This is a genomic window from Streptomyces sp. CBMA291 (genome assembly GCF_014596525.1).
Taxonomy (GTDB): domain Bacteria; phylum Actinomycetota; class Actinomycetes; order Streptomycetales; family Streptomycetaceae; genus Streptomyces.
In genome coordinates this window covers 35,869-55,233 of record NZ_MSJP01000060.1, presented here as the reverse complement: position 1 = coordinate 55,233, position 19,365 = coordinate 35,869, and the positions used below count along the sequence as shown (strand labels likewise).

General features: G+C 72.5%; 14 protein-coding genes. 5 read left to right on the top strand and 9 right to left on the bottom strand.

The window, feature by feature from the left end; genetic code table 11:
* Nucleotides 1-5: 5 nt before the first annotated feature.
* Nucleotides 6-1,163, bottom strand: coding sequence for a 5-dehydro-2-deoxygluconokinase (iolC, locus tag BU197_RS15760; protein ID WP_317452303.1), 1,158 nt, complete (start codon nt 1,161-1,163; stop codon nt 6-8).
* Between the two features lie 319 nt (nt 1,164-1,482).
* On the opposite strand from iolC, the gene BU197_RS15755 reads away from it, so the two are divergent.
* Both BU197_RS15755 and BU197_RS15750 read left to right on the top strand, forming a co-directional pair.
* On the top strand, nt 1,483-2,331 hold the full coding sequence (locus BU197_RS15755; protein WP_411158491.1) for a sugar phosphate isomerase/epimerase family protein: 849 nt from the start codon (nt 1,483-1,485) through the stop codon (nt 2,329-2,331).
* A gap of 305 nt (nt 2,332-2,636) precedes the next feature.
* On the top strand, nt 2,637-2,840 hold the full coding sequence (locus BU197_RS15750; RefSeq protein WP_188268921.1) for a helix-turn-helix transcriptional regulator: 204 nt from the start codon (nt 2,637-2,639) through the stop codon (nt 2,838-2,840).
* A 16-nt stretch (nt 2,841-2,856) separates the two neighbouring features.
* On the opposite strand, the gene BU197_RS15745 is transcribed toward BU197_RS15750, so the two are convergent.
* The 3 genes from BU197_RS15745 to BU197_RS15735 form a co-directional block, all read right to left on the bottom strand.
* The gene (locus BU197_RS15745) at nt 2,857-4,197 is read right to left on the bottom strand and encodes a hypothetical protein (RefSeq protein ID WP_188268920.1); all 1,341 of its coding nucleotides are present in this window, start codon (nt 4,195-4,197) and stop codon (nt 2,857-2,859) included.
* A 169-nt stretch (nt 4,198-4,366) separates the two neighbouring features.
* On the bottom strand, nt 4,367-5,758 hold the full coding sequence (locus tag BU197_RS15740) for a tachylectin-related carbohydrate-binding protein (RefSeq protein ID WP_188268919.1): 1,392 nt from the start codon (nt 5,756-5,758) through the stop codon (nt 4,367-4,369).
* Nucleotides 5,759-5,779: 21 nt separating this feature from the next.
* The gene (locus BU197_RS15735) at nt 5,780-8,038 is read right to left on the bottom strand and encodes an MMPL family transporter (RefSeq protein ID WP_188268918.1); all 2,259 of its coding nucleotides are present in this window, start codon (nt 8,036-8,038) and stop codon (nt 5,780-5,782) included.
* Between the two features lie 163 nt (nt 8,039-8,201).
* Between BU197_RS15735 and BU197_RS15730 the strand changes: the two genes are divergently transcribed.
* The 3 genes from BU197_RS15730 to BU197_RS15720 all read left to right on the top strand — a co-directional run bounded on the left by BU197_RS15730 (nt 8,202) and on the right by BU197_RS15720 (nt 11,859).
* A complete protein-coding gene (locus BU197_RS15730; protein WP_188268917.1) occupies nt 8,202-8,867 on the top strand; it encodes a TetR/AcrR family transcriptional regulator in 666 nt (221 codons plus the stop codon).
* Between the two features lie 200 nt (nt 8,868-9,067).
* A complete protein-coding gene (locus tag BU197_RS15725; RefSeq protein ID WP_188268916.1) occupies nt 9,068-9,295 on the top strand; it encodes a heavy-metal-associated domain-containing protein in 228 nt (75 codons plus the stop codon).
* Nucleotides 9,296-9,369: 74 nt separating this feature from the next.
* On the top strand, nt 9,370-11,859 hold the full coding sequence (locus BU197_RS15720) for a heavy metal translocating P-type ATPase (protein ID WP_188268915.1): 2,490 nt from the start codon (nt 9,370-9,372) through the stop codon (nt 11,857-11,859).
* Between the two features lie 478 nt (nt 11,860-12,337).
* Here BU197_RS15720 and BU197_RS15715 read toward each other — a convergent pair whose 3' ends face one another.
* The 5 genes from BU197_RS15715 to BU197_RS15695 all read right to left on the bottom strand — a co-directional run bounded on the left by BU197_RS15715 (nt 12,338) and on the right by BU197_RS15695 (nt 19,287).
* The gene (locus BU197_RS15715) at nt 12,338-13,627 is read right to left on the bottom strand and encodes a citrate synthase (RefSeq protein WP_188268914.1); all 1,290 of its coding nucleotides are present in this window, start codon (nt 13,625-13,627) and stop codon (nt 12,338-12,340) included.
* Nucleotides 13,628-13,806: 179 nt separating this feature from the next.
* Nucleotides 13,807-16,038 carry an ATP-dependent RecD-like DNA helicase gene (locus BU197_RS15710; RefSeq protein ID WP_188268913.1) on the bottom strand — a complete coding sequence of 744 codons (2,232 nt, stop codon included), beginning with the start codon at nt 16,036-16,038 and terminating at the stop codon, nt 13,807-13,809.
* A gap of 149 nt (nt 16,039-16,187) precedes the next feature.
* Nucleotides 16,188-16,991 carry a sugar phosphate isomerase/epimerase family protein gene (locus tag BU197_RS15705; protein ID WP_188268912.1) on the bottom strand — a complete coding sequence of 268 codons (804 nt, stop codon included), beginning with the start codon at nt 16,989-16,991 and terminating at the stop codon, nt 16,188-16,190.
* Complete coding sequence (locus BU197_RS15700) at nt 16,988-18,139, bottom strand: dihydrodipicolinate synthase family protein (protein WP_188268911.1); 1,152 nt, start codon at nt 18,137-18,139, stop codon at nt 16,988-16,990. Before BU197_RS15700 ends, BU197_RS15705 begins: the two co-directional genes overlap by 4 nt.
* A complete protein-coding gene (locus BU197_RS15695; RefSeq protein WP_188268910.1) occupies nt 18,136-19,287 on the bottom strand; it encodes a Gfo/Idh/MocA family protein in 1,152 nt (383 codons plus the stop codon). Before BU197_RS15695 ends, BU197_RS15700 begins: the two co-directional genes overlap by 4 nt.
* Nucleotides 19,288-19,365 lie beyond the last annotated feature (78 nt).

Below are 19,365 nucleotides of genomic sequence, written 5' to 3'. Positions count from 1 at the left end.
GATCCCTACCCCCTTTCCGGGACCGACACCGGCCCGGAACCCGGAGCCGCCCCCGATCCGGGACCCTGACCCGACCCCGACGCCAGGCCCTGACCCGCCCCCGAACCCGGACCCTCCACCGGCACCGGACCCGAACCCGGGTCCTCCACCGGTCCCGGCCCCTCCCCCGGGGTGGGCGACGCGGTCGTCGGCAGGAGCGTGCCCGTGCCCTTCGTCAGCGCCTCGTCGATCTCGGCGGCGTACGGCATGGCGGACGAGCAGGCGAGCCTGCCCGCGACGATCGACCCGGCGGCGCCCGCCCGGCGCAGAAGGGTCTCCAGGCCGAGCCCGGCGAGCAGTCCGTGGACCAGCGCCCCGCCGAACGCGTCGCCCGCGCCGAGCCCGTTGACGACCTCCACCGGCAGCGGCGGCACCTCGGCGGACGTGCCGTCGGCGGCGAGCGCGAGGACGCCCGCCGGGCCCTGTTTGACGACGGCGAGCCGGAGCGCCCCTCCCCCGGCGTCGAACAGCGCGCGGGCGGCGGCCAGCGGGTCGCGCTCCCCGGTGGCGACCTCGCACTCGTCGAGGTTGCCGACGGCGACGGTGGCGTACCGCAGCGCCTCGGCGTAGTACGGCCGGGCCCGCGCCGGGTCCGGCCAGAACATCGGCCGCCAGTCCAGGTCGAGGACCGTCGTCTCCCGGCCGGACCGGGCCCGCAGCGCCGTCAGGGTCGCGGTCCTGCTCGGCTCGGCGCACAGTCCGGTGCCGGTGGCCCAGAAGACCCGGGCGGCCCGGATCGCGTCGAGGTCGAGCGCGTCCGGGTGGATCTCCAGGTCCGGTGCCTTGGGCCGTCGGTAGAAGTGGAGCGGGAAGTCGTCGGGCGGGAAGAGTTCGCAGAAGGTGACGGGCGTCGGGTACTCCTCGACCTCGGTCACCCAGCGGGCGTCCACCCCGAAGGTCCGCAGCTCACGGCGGAGATAGCGGCCGAAGGGATCGGCGCCGGTGCGGGAGACGAGGGCGGTGCGGCGCCCGAGCCGGGCGGCGGCGACGGCCACGTTGGCCGGGGAACCGCCGAGGAACTTGGCGAAGGTCTCGGCCCGGTCGAGCCCGACCCCGCTCTGGAGCGGATAGAGGTCCACGCCGAGTCGGCCCATGGTGATCAGGTCGTACGGCTCCGACTCCACCCGCGCCACCTCTCGCGTCCGGCTTCCGGTCCCCAGGTCTAGCCGTCCGCCGGGAGGCCTGTCAACGATATGTCCGGACATTCGGACGACGTGACCGGACCGGGTCGCCTCCTTGACGGTACCGACGGCCCCGGTCAAGGTGGCGGACATGACGAAGCCGTCCCCACAGACGTCGTCCTCGCCGTCCCCCTCCCCGTCCTCCCCGTCCTCCCCGTCCTCCCCGTCCTCCCCGTCCTCCCCGTCCTCCCCGTCCCCGTCCCCGTCCGCGGCCCGCCCGCCCTCCCGCATCCGGATCGGGTCGGCCCCCGATTCCTGGGGGGTGTGGTTCCCCGACGATCCCCGTCAGGTTCCCTGGCAGCGTTTCCTCGACGAGGTGTCGGGGGCCGGGTACGGGTGGATCGAGCTGGGCCCGTACGGCTATCTGCCGACCGATCCGGCCGTGCTCGGCGAGGAGACCGCCCGGCGCGGCCTCCGGGTCTCGGCGGGGACGGTCTTCACCGGGCTCCACCGGGGGCCCGGCGTCTGGGAGCGGACCTGGGCGCACGTCGCCGAGAACGCGGCCCTCGCCCAGGCCGTCGGCGCCGGTCATCTGGTGGTGATCCCGGCGTTCTGGCGGGACGACCGCACCGGCGAGGTCCTGGAGGACCGGACGCTCACCGGGGAGCAGTGGCGGGACCTGACGCGGCTGACCGAGCGTCTGGGCCGGGAGGTGCGCGAGCGGTACGGGCTGCGGATCGTCGTCCATCCGCACGCCGACACGCATCTGGACGGCGAGGAGAGCGTGACGCGTTTCCTCGACGCCACCGATCCGGAGGCGGTGGCGCTCTGCCTGGACACCGGGCACTACGCCTACGCGGGCGGGGACAGCGTCAAGCTCATCGAGACCTACGGCGAGCGGATCGGCTATCTGCACCTCAAGCAGGTCGACCCCCGGGTCCTGGCCGACGTGGTGGCGGAGGGACTGCCGTTCGGTCCCGCGGTGGCCCGGGGCGTGATGTGCGAGCCGCCGTCCGGGGTGCCCGCCCTGGAGCCGGTGCTCGCCGCCGCGTCCGCCCTGGACGCCGACCTGTTCGCGATCGTCGAGCAGGACATGTACCCGTGCGAGCCGGACGCCCCCTACCCGATCGCCCTGCGCACCCGCCGTTTCCTCCGCTCCTGCGGGGTCTGACGAAGGACGCATCCCCCCGCGGCGTGTGACCCTTCGTCAGCCGCGCCCCTACCGCCCCGGCGGTCTTGGGGCGCGGGGACACACCGGGGTCCCCGCGCCCCGCTTCCGTCACGCTCGTCCCTCCTTCGTCACACATGTCTCCATAGCGTGGCCCTTCCGTCACAGACGCTCGACAGCCGCTCCCCGCCTGTCGGAGGAACCGTTGCAGGGGGCACAGGCACAGTGATCGCCGACGCCCGCCCGCAGCGCCCGAAACGGCACCCCCGCCCCCGCTGCGCGGTCCGGCGCGCAGGGAGGTACCGGACATGACGGATAAGAGGCTCTGGTCGTACAAGGACATCGCCGCGCACATCCGGGTGCAGCCGGACACGGTCCGCTCCTATCGGAAGCACGGGCTGCTTCCGGCCCCCGACCATGTCGAGTCGGGCAAGCCCTACTGGTACGCGGACACGATCCGCACCTGGGTCGCCGAGCGCCCCGGCAACCGCAACCGCAACCGCCGCGCCTGACCGGCGGGTCCGGAGGTCAGAGGATCAGGTCGTAGACGTTCCATCCGCCGCCCACCCGGCGCGGGTGGGCGGGCTCCGTGTACTGGAGGTGGTCGCCCCAGCGGGCCGCGCCGTACATCCACAGGGCGCCGTCCTTGGCGCGGGCGGCCAGCGAGGGGCCTTCCTGGCCGACCGTCCCGGTACCGGCCAGGAGGGTGAAGTCGTTCCAGCCGCCGCCGACCAGGCGCCGGGGAGTGAAGGGCACGGGCGGTCTGACGCCCTCCGTCCGCTCGTAGCGCCACTGCCTGCCGTCGGCGGTGCGGGCCACGAGACCGGAGCCGTAGGAGGTGATGCCCGTGTAGACGTTCCAGCCGCCGCCGACCCGCACCCGGGGCGAGAAGGCGGGTCTGGACGGTCCGTTGCCCTCGTAGTACCAGAGGACTCCGGCGCGGTCCCGGGCCACCAGACCGCCGTTGGCGAGTCCCACGATGCTCGTGTAGACGTTCCAGCCACCGCCGACCCGCTCCCGGGGGGCGAACGGGCGGGACGGGTGAAGGGTGCCTTCGTAGATCCAGAGGATCCCGGCGCGGTCCCGGGCCACCATCCGGCCGAAGGCGTCGGCGTTGCCGCCGCCCGGCTTGGCGAGGGCGGTGTAGACGTTCCAGCCGCCGCCGACGCGGGTGCGGGGCTTGAGGAGGGGGCGGGCCAGTCCGGTGGCCTCGTACTGCCAGAGCACGCCGTCGCGGTCGCGGGCGTGCAGCATGGCCCGGTCGGAGGCCTCGGGGGTGCCGGGGAGCAGTTGGAAGACGACCTCTCCGGTGGCCACGAGGCCGCTCCCGTCCCCGAGTTCGAGGATGCCGGCCAGGCGGCCGAGCCAGAGGGCGTTACTGGGCACGTCGACGGTGATGTCGTAGGTGACGGTCGAGGCGCCCTGGGGCACCTGGATGTCGGGCAGATAGAGGGTGAGCCAGGTCTCCTCGATGACGTCGGGGTCGGGCGACTGCCATTCGCAGGTCTCGAACGGGCCGCCGTTCACGGCGCAGGTGGAGGTGAACAGCTGGGCGGGGCGCCCTTGTTCTTCCCGGAACGGGCCCCGGAAGCCGAGGCTCCGCGGGCGCAGCCGTCCGGTGGTGCCGGGCGGCAGATGGACGGTGAGCCGGGTGGTGACCGGCCCTTCCTCCCCGGCGGGGACGGCCAGCGGACCGCCCTCCTGCACGATCCTCCCCGGCTCGACGGCGGCCGTCTTCCCCTCGGCGGCCGCGCGGGCGGGCCCGGCGGCCGGGAGGGGGTCGGCGAGTGCCGTCCCTCCCGGACCCAGGGGAATCAGAGCGGCGAGCAGGACGCCCGCCGTGACGAGTAAGGCGCGGGTGTTTCCCATGGGTCCCCCTGGGGAGCCTGACCGCGCCCCGGACACTCCGGGGCACGGGTTGTCGGGTTGTCGGGCTGGTGGGCCCACGGGCGGGGCCGTTCGCGGGCCGGTGGGCTCGCGGGCGGGGCCGTTCGCGATCCGGTGGCCCCGCAGGCCGGGCCGTTCGTGGATGCGCGGGTCAGATCACGAGGTCGTAGATGTTCCAGCCCCAGCCGATCCGGCGGCGGATCGAGGTGGTGGCGTAGCCGAAGCCCGAAGGCGCCGAGTCGTACGCCCAGAGGTCGCCGTTGGTCTCGCGGGCGAGGAGGTCGGTGCGGCTCCAGCGGCCGAGTTCCTTGGTGCCCGCCACCGCGTTGTAGACCTTCCAGCCGCCGCCGACCCGCCAGCGGGCGTCGAAGGGCCGGTACGGGGCGGGGTAAGCGGTGGTCGCGTTGTACTTCCAGAGCACGCCGTCACGGTCGCGGGCGACCAGTCCGTCGGCGTAGCCGGTGATCAGGTCGTACGCGTTCCAGCCGCCGCCGACGCGGACGCGGGGCTTGAGGCGCTCGTCTCTCTGGCTGCTCTTCTCGTAGTTCCACAGGACGCCGTCGCGGTCGCGGGCGACGAGTCCGCCCCGCCCGTTGGCGGCGAGGGCCGTGTACTGCTTCCACTCGGTGCTCGCGGCGTCGCCAAGCGGGACACGGGGCTTGAACGGGGCACCCGGGTACGCGGTGCCCCGGTAGTACCAGAGGTGGCCCTGCTTGTCCTGGGCGACCAGCTCCCCCATGTTGCGCGCGTCCATCCGGGTCAGCGGGACGACCCGCTCGTAGACGTTCCAGCCGCCGCCGACGCGGGTGCGGGGCGTCAGCTTCCTGTCCTCCAGGCCCTTGGCCTCGTAGCGCCAGAGGACGCCCTCCTTGTCCCGGCCGTAGACCGCGCCCAGGGTGAACGGGGACGGGGAGTCGCCGACGACCTCCAGCCGCACCGTGCCCCGGGAGACGACCGTCCCGTCGGCGGACCGCAGTTCGACGGGGGCGTCGAGGTTGCCGAGCCAGTCGAGGCTGTGGTGCAGTTCGAGGTCGACGAGATAGCTGATGAGGGGCTCGGCTTCCGTGGCGGGCAGGTCGAGCACCACCCGGGCCGGGCCTTCCTCCTCCTCGCTCAGGGTGGTCCCGGCCCAGGAGCAGGGCGCGAGCCGGGTGCCGGCGACGGAGCAGGCGGAGGTGATCAGGGCCGCCACACGGTAGTCGGTCCAGCCCGCGGGCGGCCAGTTGGTGATCGGCAGGGTGATGCGGGTCTTCAGCGGGCCGGTGACTCCGGCGGGCACGGTGGCCCGGAAGCGAAGGGTCGCCGACCCGGCCTCGGGGGAGGCTATGACCCTGAGCGGGGGGTCCTCCTGGACGATCCGGCCGGGCTCGACGGCGGTCGCCTCGGCGGTCGTCCCAGGGGCCGTCGAGAGGGCCGCCCCAGGGCCCGCCCCAGGGGCCGTCGAAGAGGCGGACGCGGCGACGGCGGTCCCTCCGGCCGCCACGGGTGCCAGAGTCGCGACGAGGACCGTCGCCAGCGCCAGACTCGATGTCCTGCGTGTCATGGACTCCCCCGATTTCACAGATCATTGAGGCGAGGAAACGGACTCCCGTTCCTTCCCGGACACCTGTATGACAACCGGAGTCGGCGGAGGGTTGTACGGGTCCGACTCGCTGATGCCGAAGCGGTCGTGGAAGCGGCGCAGCGGGCCTGGGGCCCACCAGGTGAGGCGGCCGGTGAGCTTCATGACGGAGGGGACGAGGAGGCTGCGGACCACCATGGCGTCCATGACGACCGCGAGGGCCACGCCGAGGCCGAGCATCTTGGTGTTGGTGACCCGGGAGGCGCCGATCGCGGCCATGACGACGGCGAGGATGACGGCGGCGGCGGTGATGAGTCCGCCGGTTCGGCTCAGTCCGAAGCGGACGGAGTGCTCGTGGTCGCCGGTCGCGTCGTACTCCTCCTTGACCCGGGAGAGCAGGAACACCCCGTAGTCCATGGAGAGTCCGAAGGCCACGCAGAACATCAGGACGGGCAGGGTCGTCTCGATGTCCCCGGTGGCGGTGAAGCCGAGGAGTCCGGAGAGGTGTCCGTCCTGGAAGACCCAGACGACGGCGCCGAACATCGCGGTGAGGCTGAGCGCGTTGAGGACGACGGCCTGGAGCGGGACGACGACGCTGCCGGTGAGCAGGAAGACGAGCAGCAGGGTGACGACCACGATGATGCCCCCGGCCCAGGGCAGCCGCTCGCCGAGGGAGTCCTTGGCGTCGACGAGGGTGGCGGCCGGTCCGGTCACCGAGGTCGCGAACGGGGCGGGCACGGCGCGCAGCTCGCCCACGGTCCGCTGGGCCCCCGTCCCGGTGCTCTCCCCTTCGGGCACGACGGTGAAGTAGGCGTGGCCCGGTCCCCCGGTCACCGGCCCCTCGGCGCGCGCGATGCCGTCGAGGGCGGTGATCCGCTCGCGGTACTCGGCGTACTGCGCGGGGGTGGCGGGGCCCTCGGCGAGGACGGTGAGGCCGCCGCCGGGGCTGCCGGGGAAGCTCTGCCGCAGTTCTTCCTGGACGATCCGGGAGGAGGCGGTGGCGGGGAGCTGGCGGTCGTCCGCCGTGCCGAACCTGACGCCGAGGAAGGGCAGTCCGAGCAGGACGAGCCCGACGGTGGTGAGGACGGCGAAGACCGGCGCCCTGCGCATCACGAGCCCGGCGGCGCGCGCCCAGCCCGTCCCTTCGGCGGGCCCCTCGGCGCCGGTGGCGCGGCGGCGCCGGAGGAGACGCCTCAGGTCCAGCGCGTTCACCCGGTCGCCGAGCAGCACCAGGGCCGCGGGGAGCAGGGCGAGCGCGGCGACCGCCGCGAGCAGGACGACCGCGATTCCGGCGTACGCGAAGGAGCGCAGGAAGTACTGCGGGAAGACCAGCATGGCGGAGAGCGAGGCGGCGACGGTCAGGGCGGAGAACAGCACGGTCCGGCCGGCGGTGCGCAGGGTGGTGCGGACGGCGGTGGCGGTGTCGGCTCCGGCGGCGAGTTCCTCGCGGTAGCGGCGGACGATGAACAGGGCGTAGTCGATGGCGAGTCCGAGCCCGAGGGCGGTCGTCAGGTTCTGCGCGAAGACGGAGACGTCGGCGAACTCGGTGATGCCCCGCAGGACGGCGTTGGTGCCGAGGATGGCGACGATGCCGACGCCGAGCGGAAGGAGGGCGGCGACGGCGCTGCCGAAGACCATGACGAGCAGGACGAGGGTGATGGGCAGGGCGATCAGCTCCGCCCTCAGCAGGTCCTCCATGATCGTCGTCTGCATCTCGTGGCGGACCGCCAGCTCGCCGCCGAGGGAGACCTCCAGCGGGCCGTGCGCGCCCCGGTAGGAGGGGGCGATCCGGTCCAGGACGGCGGAGGGCTTCTCCTCGCCGGTGATCCGGGCGGCGATCACCGCCTTGCGGCCGTCCTCGGAGCGGAGGGCGGGCGAGCCGGTGGACCAGTAGGAGCCGACGCCTTCGACGTCCTCCTCGGCGGCGAGCCCCGCCGCGAGCGCGCGGGCTTCGGCGGCGGCCGCCGGATCGTCGACGCCCGCCGCTCCGGCGTCGACGAGGAGCAGCAGATTGGGCCGCGAGCCGGGGAACTCCTTCTCCAGGACCCCGGTCGCGTAGGTCGACTCGGCCGCCGGGTCCTCCCAGCCCCCGCTGCCCATGCGGTCGGCGACCCCGCTGCCCGCGAAGACCGCGAGGGCGGTCAGGACGAGCGCCACCAGGAGCGTCAGGCGGGGGCGCGCGGTGACGAACCGCGTCCATCCCCCGGCGCCCGGACCCCTCGGCGGCCCTTCCCCGGGCGTTGTTTTCTTGACTTCGGCCATGACGAGGTGTCCCCTTCACCTGACCCATGTGCTCGCTTCCCGGCAGGCCACATGGGTCACCCATTGCCATAGAATGGCAAACACGAGCGACCGCTCGCGTTCCACAAGAATGCGAGTGATCACTCGCGTTTGTCAATCGCGTTGAGGAAAGCTGGGGACAGTCATGTCCGAGGACCTGCCCGAGGACCCGTCCGGCGACAGCCCGGCGGAGGCGAAGCCGCGCCGTCGCCAGGCCCGTGGCGAGCGCCGCATCGCACAGCTGCTCCAGGCCGCCGCCCAGGTCTTCTGCTCCAGCGGCTACACGGCGGCCAGCACCAACGCGATCGCCCGCGAGGCCAGCGTCTCCCCCGGCACGCTCTACCAGTACTTCCCGAACAAGGAAGCGATCGCGATCGAGCTGGGCGGGCGCCTGATGCACCAGATGCGCGAGGCCCACGGACTGGCCTTCACCCCGGAGAACCTCGGCCTGCCGCTGCCCGAGCTGATCGACGCGGTACTCGACCCCATGATCGAGTTCAACTGCGCCAACCCGGCGCTGCTCGCCCTGATGCACGGCTCCGAGGTGCCCGGACGGATCGCCGAGGAGCACGACGAGCTGCACAACACCCTGCTCACCCGGGTCCGCGAATTCGTCGCGGGCAAGGCGCCCGAGCTGCCCGAGGCGGAGCGGGAGCGGATCGCCGCGATGGCCTTCTCCGTGGTCAAGGGCGGCCTGGTGCTCATCCTCGCCGCCCCCGAGGGGCCGGAGCGGGACGCGGCGGTCGCCGAACTGAAGAAGGTCCTCCAGCGCTATCTGGCCCCGGTGGTCGAGCCCGCGTCCGCACCCTGACCCGGTCGGGCGACACGGGCTCCCCGCCCAGGGCCGCCCGGCACACCCGGCGCACCCGGCGCACCCGGCCGACCCCACCCCGCCCCATCGACCCCACCCCGGCGCGCCCGGCGGCCCCTCGGCGCACCCTCCCCTGGAATTCATACCCCCTAGGGGTATAGTGTGGAGTCATACGGACCCGACCCCACGAGGAGCGCGCCATGACCGCAGAGACGAAGCCCGGCAGCACCACCACCGTCTACCAGGTCAAGGGCATGACCTGCGGCCACTGCGAAGGCGCCGTCAACGAGGAGATCTCCGCGCTCCCCGGCGTCTCCTCCGCCGCCGCCGTCGCCGCCACCGGTCAGGTGACCGTCGTCTCCGCCGCCCCGCTCGACGAGGAGGCCGTCCGCGCCGCCGTCGACGAGGCCGGATACGAGCTGGTCTGACCACCTCTCCGCCGCAGTCCCCCGCAGGGTCGTACCGTTACCGGGTACGGCCCTGCTCCTGTTGGGAACCGCTCATGACGCCCACGATCACCGAGCTGACGATCGGAGGCATGACCTGCGCCTCCTGCGCCGCCCGCGTCGAGAAGAAGCTCAACCGGATGGACGGGGTGGCCGCCACGGTCAACTACGCCACCGAGAAGGCCCGCATCGAGCACACGCCCGACATCGGGGTCGGCGACCTGATCGCCACCGTCGTGAAGACCGGCTACACCGCCGAGGAGCCCCACCCACCGGCCCTGGAGGCACCGGTGCCGGGCGCCCCGGACCCCGTACCCCCGGCACCGGATCACCCGACGCCCGGGAACGTCACGACGGACCCCACAACGAACCCCACGACGGGCCTCGCGGCAGACCTCGCGGCAGACCTCGCGACGGGCACCCCGGCGGGCGCGGGAGAGGCCACCGGACGCGCGCCCGAGCACCCGGCCCCGCGCCCACCCGGCCCCCTGCCCGCGCCCGGCACCCTGGACCCGCCCGCCTCCGAGCCCCCCGACCCGCGTCTCGTCGCCCTTCGGCAGCGGCTCGTCGTCTCCGCGCTGCTCGCCGCCCCCGTCGTGCTCCTGGCCATGGTCCCCTCGCTCCAGTTCGAGAACTGGCAGTGGCTCTCGCTCACCCTCGCCGCGCCCGTCGTCGTCTGGGGCGGGCTCCCCTTCCACCGGGCCGCCTGGACCAATCTGCGGCACGGCGCCGCCACCATGGACACCCTCGTCTCGGTCGGCACCCTCGCCGCCTTCGGCTGGTCCCTCTGGGCCCTCTTCCTCGGCGACGCGGGCACGCCCGGCATGCGGCACGGCTTCGACCTCGCCGTCGACCGCTCCGCCGGCACCTCCTCGATCTATCTGGAGGTCGCCGCCGGGGTCGTCACCTTCATCCTGCTCGGCCGCTTTCTGGAGGCCCGCGCCAAGCGGAAGGCCGGGGCGGCGCTGCGGGCCCTGATGGAGCTGGGCGCCAAGGACGTGGCCGTCCTGCGCGGCGGCACGGAGGTACGGGTGCCGGTCGCCGCGCTGACGACCGGCGAGCTGTTCGTCGTACGCCCCGGCGAGAAGATCGCCACCGACGGCGCCGTCGTCGAGGGCTCCTCCGCCGTCGACGCCTCCCTGCTCACCGGCGAGTCCCTGCCGCTCGACGTCACCGAGGGCGACCCCGTCACCGGCGGCTGCGTCAACGTCTCCGGGCGGCTCGTCGTCCGCGCCACCCGTGTCGGCGCGGACACCCGGCTCGCCCGGATGGCGAAGCTCGTCGCGGACGCCCAGAGCGGCAAGGCCGAGGTGCAGCGGCTCGCCGACCGGATCTCCGCCGTCTTCGTCCCCGTCGTCCTGCTCCTGGCCCTCGGCACCCTGGTGGGCCGGCTGCTCGCCACCGACGACCCCACGGCCGCCTTCACCGCCGCCGTCGCCGTACTGATCATCGCCTGCCCCTGCGCCCTGGGCCTCGCCACCCCCACCGCCCTCCTCGTGGGCACCGGCCGGGGCGCACAGCTCGGCATCCTCATCAAGGGCCCCGAGGTCCTGGAGTCCACCCGCCGGATCGACACCGTCGTCCTCGACAAGACCGGCACCGTCACCACCGGCCGGATGTCCCTGACGGACGTGACGGTGTACGCAGACGCAGACGCGAGCACAGGCGCGGGCACAGGCACAGGCACCGGCACCGGCACCGGCACCGGCACCGGCACCGGCACCGGCGAGGAGACCCTGCTCCGGCTCGCCGGGGCCCTCGAACACGCCTCGGAGCACCCGGTGGCCCGTGCGGTCGCCGCCGGGGCCGCAGAGCGCCTCGGGGCGCTCCCGGAGCCCGAGACCTTCGAGAACGTCCCCGGGCTCGGCGTACGCGGCTCCGTCGACGGTCACGCGGTCCTCGTCGGGCGCGCCGCCCTGCTCGCCGCCGAGGGTGTCGCCGTCCCGGCGGAGGCCGGTCCCGGCACCGTCCACGTCGCCTGGGACGGGCTCGCCCGGGGCACCCTCACCGTCGCCGACACCGTCAAGGAGACCAGCGCCGAGGCCGTCGCCCGGCTGCGCGCCCTCGGGCTGCGCCCGGTGCTGCTGACCGGCGACCACCGGGCGGTGGCCGAGGCGGTGGCCGCCGAGGTCGGGATCGAGGAGGTGATCGCGGAGGTGCTGCCCGAGGAGAAGGCGGAGGTGATCCGGCGGCTGCGGGCGGAGGGCCGGACGGTCGCCATGGTGGGCGACGGGGTCAACGACGCCGCCGCCCTCGCCACCGCCGATCTGGGTCTGGCGATGGGGACGGGCACGGACGCGGCGATCGAGGCGAGCGATCTGACCCTCGTCCGGGGCGACCTACGGGTCGCGGCCGACGCGATCCGGCTCTCCCGCCGGACCCTCGCCACCATCAAGGGAAATCTCGGCTGGGCCTTCGGCTACAACGTGGCGGCGCTGCCACTGGCCGCCGCCGGGCTGCTCAACCCGATGATCGCGGGCCTGGCGATGGCCTTTTCGTCCGTCTTCGTCGTATCCAACAGCCTGCGGCTGCGGCGCTTCACGTGATTTCACCTACGCGTGATGCACAGGACCTTCACAAGGAGATCTAGATCACAGATATTGGGGGGTAACCATCTGGGCTGTTCGCGAGTCTAAGTGGGCGATGCCAGACGAACGTCTTGGGGGACGTTCACTGGGATGTCTTGGGGGACGTCCCTTTTGGCAAGCTGTTTGGCCGGGGCACGTGCACCGGGGAGCTTTGAGCGGCCCTCCCGTACGTACCCCGGCAGACCGCGTGAGGTCTGGCTCGCGTAGCCTCTGCTCACACCACAGACGCCCGGCCCGGATCCCGTGGGGGGAATCCGCTCCGGGACATGGGAAGCGCCCCGCTCGTCGACCCGTGGGGGGATCGACGGCGGGGCGCTTCTCCCTTTCCGCGGGAAGCGCCCCTTACGGGAAGCGCCCACGAGCACGCGCGCGGACGCCCGCACACGCGAAGGCGCCCCCGGCCGGAAGCCGGGGGCGCCTGGGTCGCGGACGGGGCTCAGCGAGCCTCGACCGGGACGAAGTCGCGGAGGACCTCACCCGTGTAGATCTGGCGCGGGCGGCCGATGCGGGAACCCGGCTCCTTGATCATCTCGTGCCACTGGGCGATCCAGCCCGGCAGCCGGCCCAGCGCGAACAGCACGGTGAACATCTCCGTGGGGAAGCCCATCGCGCGGTAGATCAGACCCGTGTAGAAGTCCACGTTCGGGTAGAGGTTGCGCGAGACGAAGTAATCGTCCGAGAGCGCGTGCTCCTCCAGCTTGAGCGCGATGTCCAGCAGCTCGTCGGACTTGCCGAGGGCCGAGAGGACATCGTGCGCCGCCGCCTTGATGATCTTGGCGCGCGGGTCGAAGGACTTGTACACCCGGTGGCCGAAGCCCATCAGGCGGACGCCGTCCTCCTTGTTCTTCACCTTGCGGATGAAGGAGTCGACGTCGCCGCCGTTGGCCTTGATGCCTTCGAGCATCTCCAGGACCGACTGGTTGGCGCCGCCGTGCAGCGGACCCCAGAGGGCGGAGATGCCGGCGGAGATCGAGGCGAACATGTTCGCCTGCGAGGAGCCGACCAGACGCACGGTGGAGGTCGAGCAGTTCTGCTCGTGGTCCGCGTGGAGGATCAGCAGCTTGTCGAGCGCGGCGACGACGACCGGGTCGAGGTCGTACTCCTGCGCCGGGACCGAGAAGGTCATGCGGAGGAAGTTCTCGACGTACCCGAGGTCGTTACGCGGGTAGACGAACGGGTGGCCGATCGACTTCTTGTACGCGTACGCCGCGATCGTCGGCAGCTTCGCCAGCAGCCGGATCGTGGAGAGGTGACGCTGCTCCTCGTCGAACGGGTTGTGGCTGTCCTGGTAGAACGTGGACAGCGCCGAGACCACCGAGGACAGCATGGCCATCGGGTGCGCGTCACGGGGGAAGCCGCGGAAGAAGTTCTTGACGTCCTCGTGGACCAGCGTGTGCTGCGTGATCTCGTTCTTGAAGGTCGACAGCTCGTCGACCTTGGGCAGCTCGCCGTTGATCAGCAGGTACGCCACCTCAAGGAAGGTGGAGCGCTCGGCCAGCTGCTCGATCGGGTAACCGCGGTACCGGAGGATCCCCTGCTCACCGTCGAGATAGGTGATCGCGGATTTATAGGCGGCGGTGTTGCCGTATCCGCTGTCCAGGGTGACCAGACCGGTCTGGGCTCGGAGTTTCCCGATGTCGAAGCCCTTGTCGCCGACGGTGCTCTCGACCACCGGGTAGGTGTATTCACCGTCCGCGTACCGCAGTACTACAGAGTTGTCGCTCACGTCATCCCTCACCGACGTAGTGCCTCTTCTTCGAGGTGCCCTGACTGTCTCTACCATCCCCCATTTGGCGCAGCAGAGTGCACTCGGGGTCGACCATTGGGCCAATTGGCGGCACTCAGTGCCGCCAACCTTCATATCCTGCCCCCTTCGCCCCGGTTCCGGAAGTACCCCGTGATCTTTCACACCACGGTGGCACCTGTGAGCCGATGGGCCAGTGCGGTAAAGCGCCGACCCGCCGAGACCGTGCGGACCGCCTGGGCGATCGCCCGGCGGGAGCCGACGAGGACGACGAGCTTCCTGGCGCGGGTCACGGCGGTGTAGAGCAGGTTCCGCTGAAGCATCATCCAGGCACTCGTCGTGACCGGGATCACCACCGCCGGATACTCGCTGCCCTGCGAACGGTGGATGGTGACCGCGTACGCGTGGGCGAGTTCGTCCAGCTCGTCGAAGTTGTACGGCACCTCCTCGTCCTCGTCCGTCCGCACGGTCAGGCGCTGTTCCTCGGCGTCCAGGGCCGTGACGACGCCGACCGTACCGTTGAAGATCCCGTTCTCCCCCTTCTCATAGTTGTTCCGGATCTGGGTGACCTTGTCGCCGACCCGGAAGACCCGGCCGCCGAACCGCTTCTCCGGCAGATCGGGGCGCGCCGGGGTGATCGCCTGCTGGAGCAGCCCGTTGAGCGCGCCCGCGCCCGCCGGACCCCGGTGCATGGGGGCCAGGACCTGCACGTCCCGGCGCGGGTCGAGACCGAACTTGGCCGGAATTCGGCGGGCCGCGACCTCCACGGCGACCCGGGCGGCGTCCTCGGTCTCCTCTTCTGCGAAGAGGAAGAAGTCCGGCAGACCGGTGGTCTGCGGCGCTCTGCCCTCGTTGATCCGGTGCGCGTTGACCACCACCCCGGACTCCTGCGCCTGCCGGAAGATCCGGGTCAGCCGCACCGCCGGTACGGGGCTCCCCGGGGCCAGCAGATCGCCGAGGACCTCGCCCGCGCCGACCGAGGGCAGCTGGTCCACGTCCCCCACGAGGAGCAGATGGGCACCCGGTGCCACCGCCTTCACCAGCTTGTTCGCGAGGAGCAGGTCCAGCATGGAGGCTTCGTCGACCACGATCAGATCCGCGTCGAGCGGCCGGTCCCGGTCGTAGGCCGCGTCGCCGCCCGGCTTCAGCTCCAGGAGCCGGTGCACGGTGGACGCCTCCGCGCCGGTCAGCTCGGCGAGCCGCTTCGCCGCCCGGCCGGTGGGCGCGGCGAGCACGACCTTGGCCTTGCGGGCGCGGGCCAGCTCCACGACGGAGCGGACGGTGAAGGACTTGCCGCAGCCCGGCCCGCCGGTGAGCACGGCCACCTTGCGGGTAAGGGCGAGCCGTACGGCCTCCTCCTGTTCGGGCGCGAGGGAGGCCCCGGTGCGGTCGGCGAGCCAGCCGAGGGCCTTGTCCCAGGCCACGTCACGAAAGCCCGGCAGCCGGTCCTCCTCGGCCCGCAGCAGCCGCCGCAACTGCCCGGCGAGGGACAGTTCGGCCCGGTGGAAGGGGATCAGGTAGACGGCGGTGACGGGCGTCCCCTCCGGGCCCGGCACCGTCTCCCGTACGACCCCCTCGGGGTCCGCCGCCAGTTCGGCCAGACAGTCGATGACCAGACCGGTGTCGACCTGGAGGAGTTTCACGGCATCGGCGATCAGCCGCTCCTCGGGAAGGAAGCAGTGGCCCTGGTCGCTGGACTGCGACAAGGCGTACTGGAGTCCGGCCTTCACCCGTTCAGGGCTGTCGTGGGGGATGCCGACGGACTGGGCGATCTTGTCCGCGGTGAGGAAGCCGATGCCCCAGACGTCGGCGGCGAGCCGGTAGGGCCGGTTGCGCACCACCGAGATGGAGGCGTCCTCGTACTTCTTGTAGATCCGCACGGCGATCGACGTCGACACGCCGACGCCCTGGAGGAAGACCATGACCTCCTTGATCGCCTTCTGTTCGACCCAGGCGGCGGTGATGTTCCCGGTCCGCTTGGGACCGAGCCCGGGGACCTCGATCAGACGCGCCGGGGACTCTTCGAGGATGTCGAGGGTGTCGAGCCCGAAGTGCCGGGTGATCCGGTCGGCGAAGACCGGCCCGATGCCCTTGACCAGACCGGAACCGAGATAACGGCGGATGCCCTGGATGGTGGCGGGCAGCAGCGTCGTGTAGTCGTCCACGGTGAACTGGCGCCCGTACTGCGGATGGGACCCCCAGCGCCCCTCCATCCGCAGCGACTCCCCCGGCTGCGCCCCCAGCAGCGCCCCGACCACGGTGAGCAGTTCCCCGGCACCCCGCCCGGTGTCGACCCGGGCCACCGTGTACCCGCTCTCCTCGTTGGCGTAGGTGATGCGTTCGAGCACCCCTTCCACCACGACCGGCCCGGGACCACGACCTTCATTGGACATGGGGGTGACGGTAGCGAAGGGGACGGACAGCGGGGGCGGGGCCGCCCGTTCCCGGACCCTCGCCTCCGTCCCCCGACCCCCCCCCGGCGCCCGGTCTCGGTCCCGGCCCTCTCTGGCCGTCCCGGTCCCCTCTGGCCGGTCCCCGGTCCTCAGATCGCCAGGAACCGTCCCAGCGTCTCCTCCAGGACCTCCACCCCGTCCCTCGCCCACAGGGTGTCGTTGAAGAGTTCGACCTCCACCGGGCCCGTCCAGCCCGCGCGTTCCGCGAGGTCGGACCAGGCGCGCAGGTCGATGCTGCCGTCGCCGAGCTGGCCCCGGCCGTTGAGGACGCCCGCCGGGAGGGGGGTCGTCCAGTCGGCCAGCTGGAAGGAGTGGAGGCGGCCCGTCGCGCCCGCGCGTTCCACCGCCGCCGGGGCCCGGTCGTCCCACCACAGGTGGTACGTGTCGACGACCACGCCCACCTGCTCGGCGGGGAAGTGCTCCGCGATCTCCAGGGCCTGGTCCAGGGTGGAGACGGCGCAGCGGTCGGCGGCGTACATCGGGTGGAGGGGCTCCACCGCGAGGCGGACGCCGCGCTCCCCCGCGTAGGGGGCGAGGGTGCCGATGGCCTCGGTGATGCGGGCGCGGGCCGAGGGCAGGTCCGGGCAGGCGGGGGTGAGGCCGCCGGAGACCAGGACCAGGGTGTCGGTGCCGAGGGTCACGGCCTCGTCGATCGCCGCGCGGTTCTCGTCGAGCCAGCCGTCCGAGGTGAAGAAGCCGCCCCGGCACAGCGTGGTGACGGTGAGGCCCGCCTCCCGCACCAGGTCGGCCGCCGCCTGGACGCCGTACTCCGCGACCGGCTCGCGCCACAGGCCCACATGGCCGATGCCGAGGCGGACGCAGTGGGCCACCAGGTCGGGCAGGGAGAGCTGCTTGACCGTCATCTGGTTGACGGAGAGGCGGTCGAGGTTCATCGCGGGACTCCGTGGACGGTGAGCAGGGACCGCATCCGGGACTCCGCGAGGGCCGGGTCCGGGAACAGGCCGAGGCCGTCGGCGAGTTCGTAGGCGCGGGCCAGGTGCGGCAGGGAGCGGGCGGACTGGAGGCCGCCGACCATCGTGAAGTGGTCCTGGTGGCCGGCCAGCCAGGCGAGGAACACCACGCCCGTCTTGTAGAAGCGGGTGGGGGCCTGGAAGAGGTGCCGGGACAGCTCCACCGTGGGGTCCAGCAGGGCCCGGAAGCCCGCCGTGTCGCCGGTGTCCAGGGTCCGCACGGCCTCCGCCGCCAGCGGGCCCAGCGGGTCGAAGATGCCGAGCAGCGCGTGGCTGAAGCCCTGCTCGTCGCCCGCGATCAGCTCGGGGTAGTGGAAGTCGTCGCCCGTGTAGCAGCGGACGCCCGCCGGGAGGCGGCGGCGCAGGGCGACCTCGCGCCCGGCGTCGAGCAGGGAGACCTTGATGCCGTCGACCTTGTCGGGGTGGGCGGCGATGACGTCGAGGAAGGTCTCGGTCGCCGTGTCCAGGTCGGCCGATCCCCAGTAGCCGTCGAGGGCCGGGTCGAACATCGGGCCGAGCCAGTGCAGGACGACCGGCTCGCTCGCCTGGCGCAGCAGGTGCCCGTAGACGTCGAGGTAGTCCTCCGCGCCGGTGGCGGTGGCGGCGAGCGCGCGGGAGGCCATCAGGATGGCCTGGGAGCCGCTCTCCTCGACGAGGGAAAGCTGCTCCTCGTACGCGGCGCGCACCGTCGCCAGGTCCGCCGGGCCGGTGAGCTGGTCGGTGCCGACGCCGCAGGCGATCCGGCCGCCGACGGCCTTCGCCTCGGCGGACGAGCGGCGGATCAGTTCGGCGGCGCCCGCCCAGTCCAGGCCCATGCCGCGCTGGGCGGTGTCCATGGCCTCGGCGACCCCGAGGCCATGGGACCAGAGGTGCCGGCGGAAGGCGAGGGTGGCGTCCCAGTCGACGGCGGCGGGGCCGTCGGGGGTGGTGTCGGCGTACGGGTCGGCGACGACGTGGGCGGCGGAGAAGACCGTACGGGAGGTCAGCGGGCCGGTGGCGGCGAGCGCGCGGGGCTCGGTGCGGGGCTCGTACGTCCGCAGTCCGTCGGGTCCGGGGAGGCGGATCGTCACAGGGTCACCTCGGGGACGTCCAGGCGGCGGCCCTCGGCGGCGGACCGGAGGCCCAGCTCGGCGAGCTGGACGCCCCGGGCGCCCGCGAGGAGGTCCCAGTGGTAGGGCTCGCCGAGGGTGACGTGGCGCAGGAACAGCTCCCACTGGGCCTTGAAGCCGTTGTCGAACTCGGCGTTGTCCGGGACTTCCTGCCACTGGTCGCGGAAGGGCTCGGTGACCGGGATGTCCGGGTTCCAGACCGGCTTGGGGGTGGCCGAGCGGTGCTGGACGCGGCAGCCGCGCAGTCCGGCGACGGCGGAGCCGTGGGTGCCGTCGACCTGGAACTCGACCAGTTCGTCGCGGTTGACGCGGACGCTCCAGGAGGAGTTGATCTGGGCGACGGCGCCGCCCTCCAGCTCGAAGACGCCGTACGCGGAGTCGTCGGCGGTGGCCTCGTACGGCTCGCCCTGCTCGTCCCAGCGGCGCGGGACGTGGGTGGCGACGTGGGCGCTGACGGTGGTGACCCGGCCGAACAGCTCGTGGAGCACGTACTCCCAGTGGGGGAACATGTCCACGACGATGCCGCCGCCGTCCTCCGAGCGGTAGTTCCAGCTGGGGCGCTGGGCCTCCTGCCAGTCGCCCTCGAAGACCCAGTAGCCGAACTCTCCGCGTACGGAGAGGATCTCGCCGAAGAAACCGCCGTCGATCAGGCGCTTGAGCTTGAGCAGCCCCGGCAGGAACAGCTTGTCCTGGACGACGCCGTGCCGGATGCCCTTGGCGTCGGCGAGGCGGGCGAGGTCGAGGGCGCCCGCGAGGTCGGCGGCGGTGGGCTTCTCCGTGTAGATGTGCTTCCCGGCCTCGATCGCCTTGGTGAGCGCCTCGGCGCGGGCGGAGGTGACCTGGGCGTCGAAGTAGATGTCGATGCTGTCGTCCGCGAGGACGGCGTCGAGGTCGGTGGACCACTCGGTGAGGCCGTGGCGCTCGGCGAGGGCGCGCAGGGCGGGCTCGCGGCGGCCGACGAGGACGGGCTCGGGCCAGAGGGTCTCGCCGTTGCCGAGGTCCAGGCCGCCCTGTTCGCGCAGGGCGAGGATCGAGCGGACGAGGTGCTGACGGTATCCCATGCGGCCGGTGACGCCGTTCATGGCGATACGGACGGTCCTGCGTGTCACGAAAGGTTCCTCTCCCGGTGCTCCGCGCCTCGATAGAAAGCGCTTTCTACAGGGAGTGACGCTAGCCTGCCGACATCG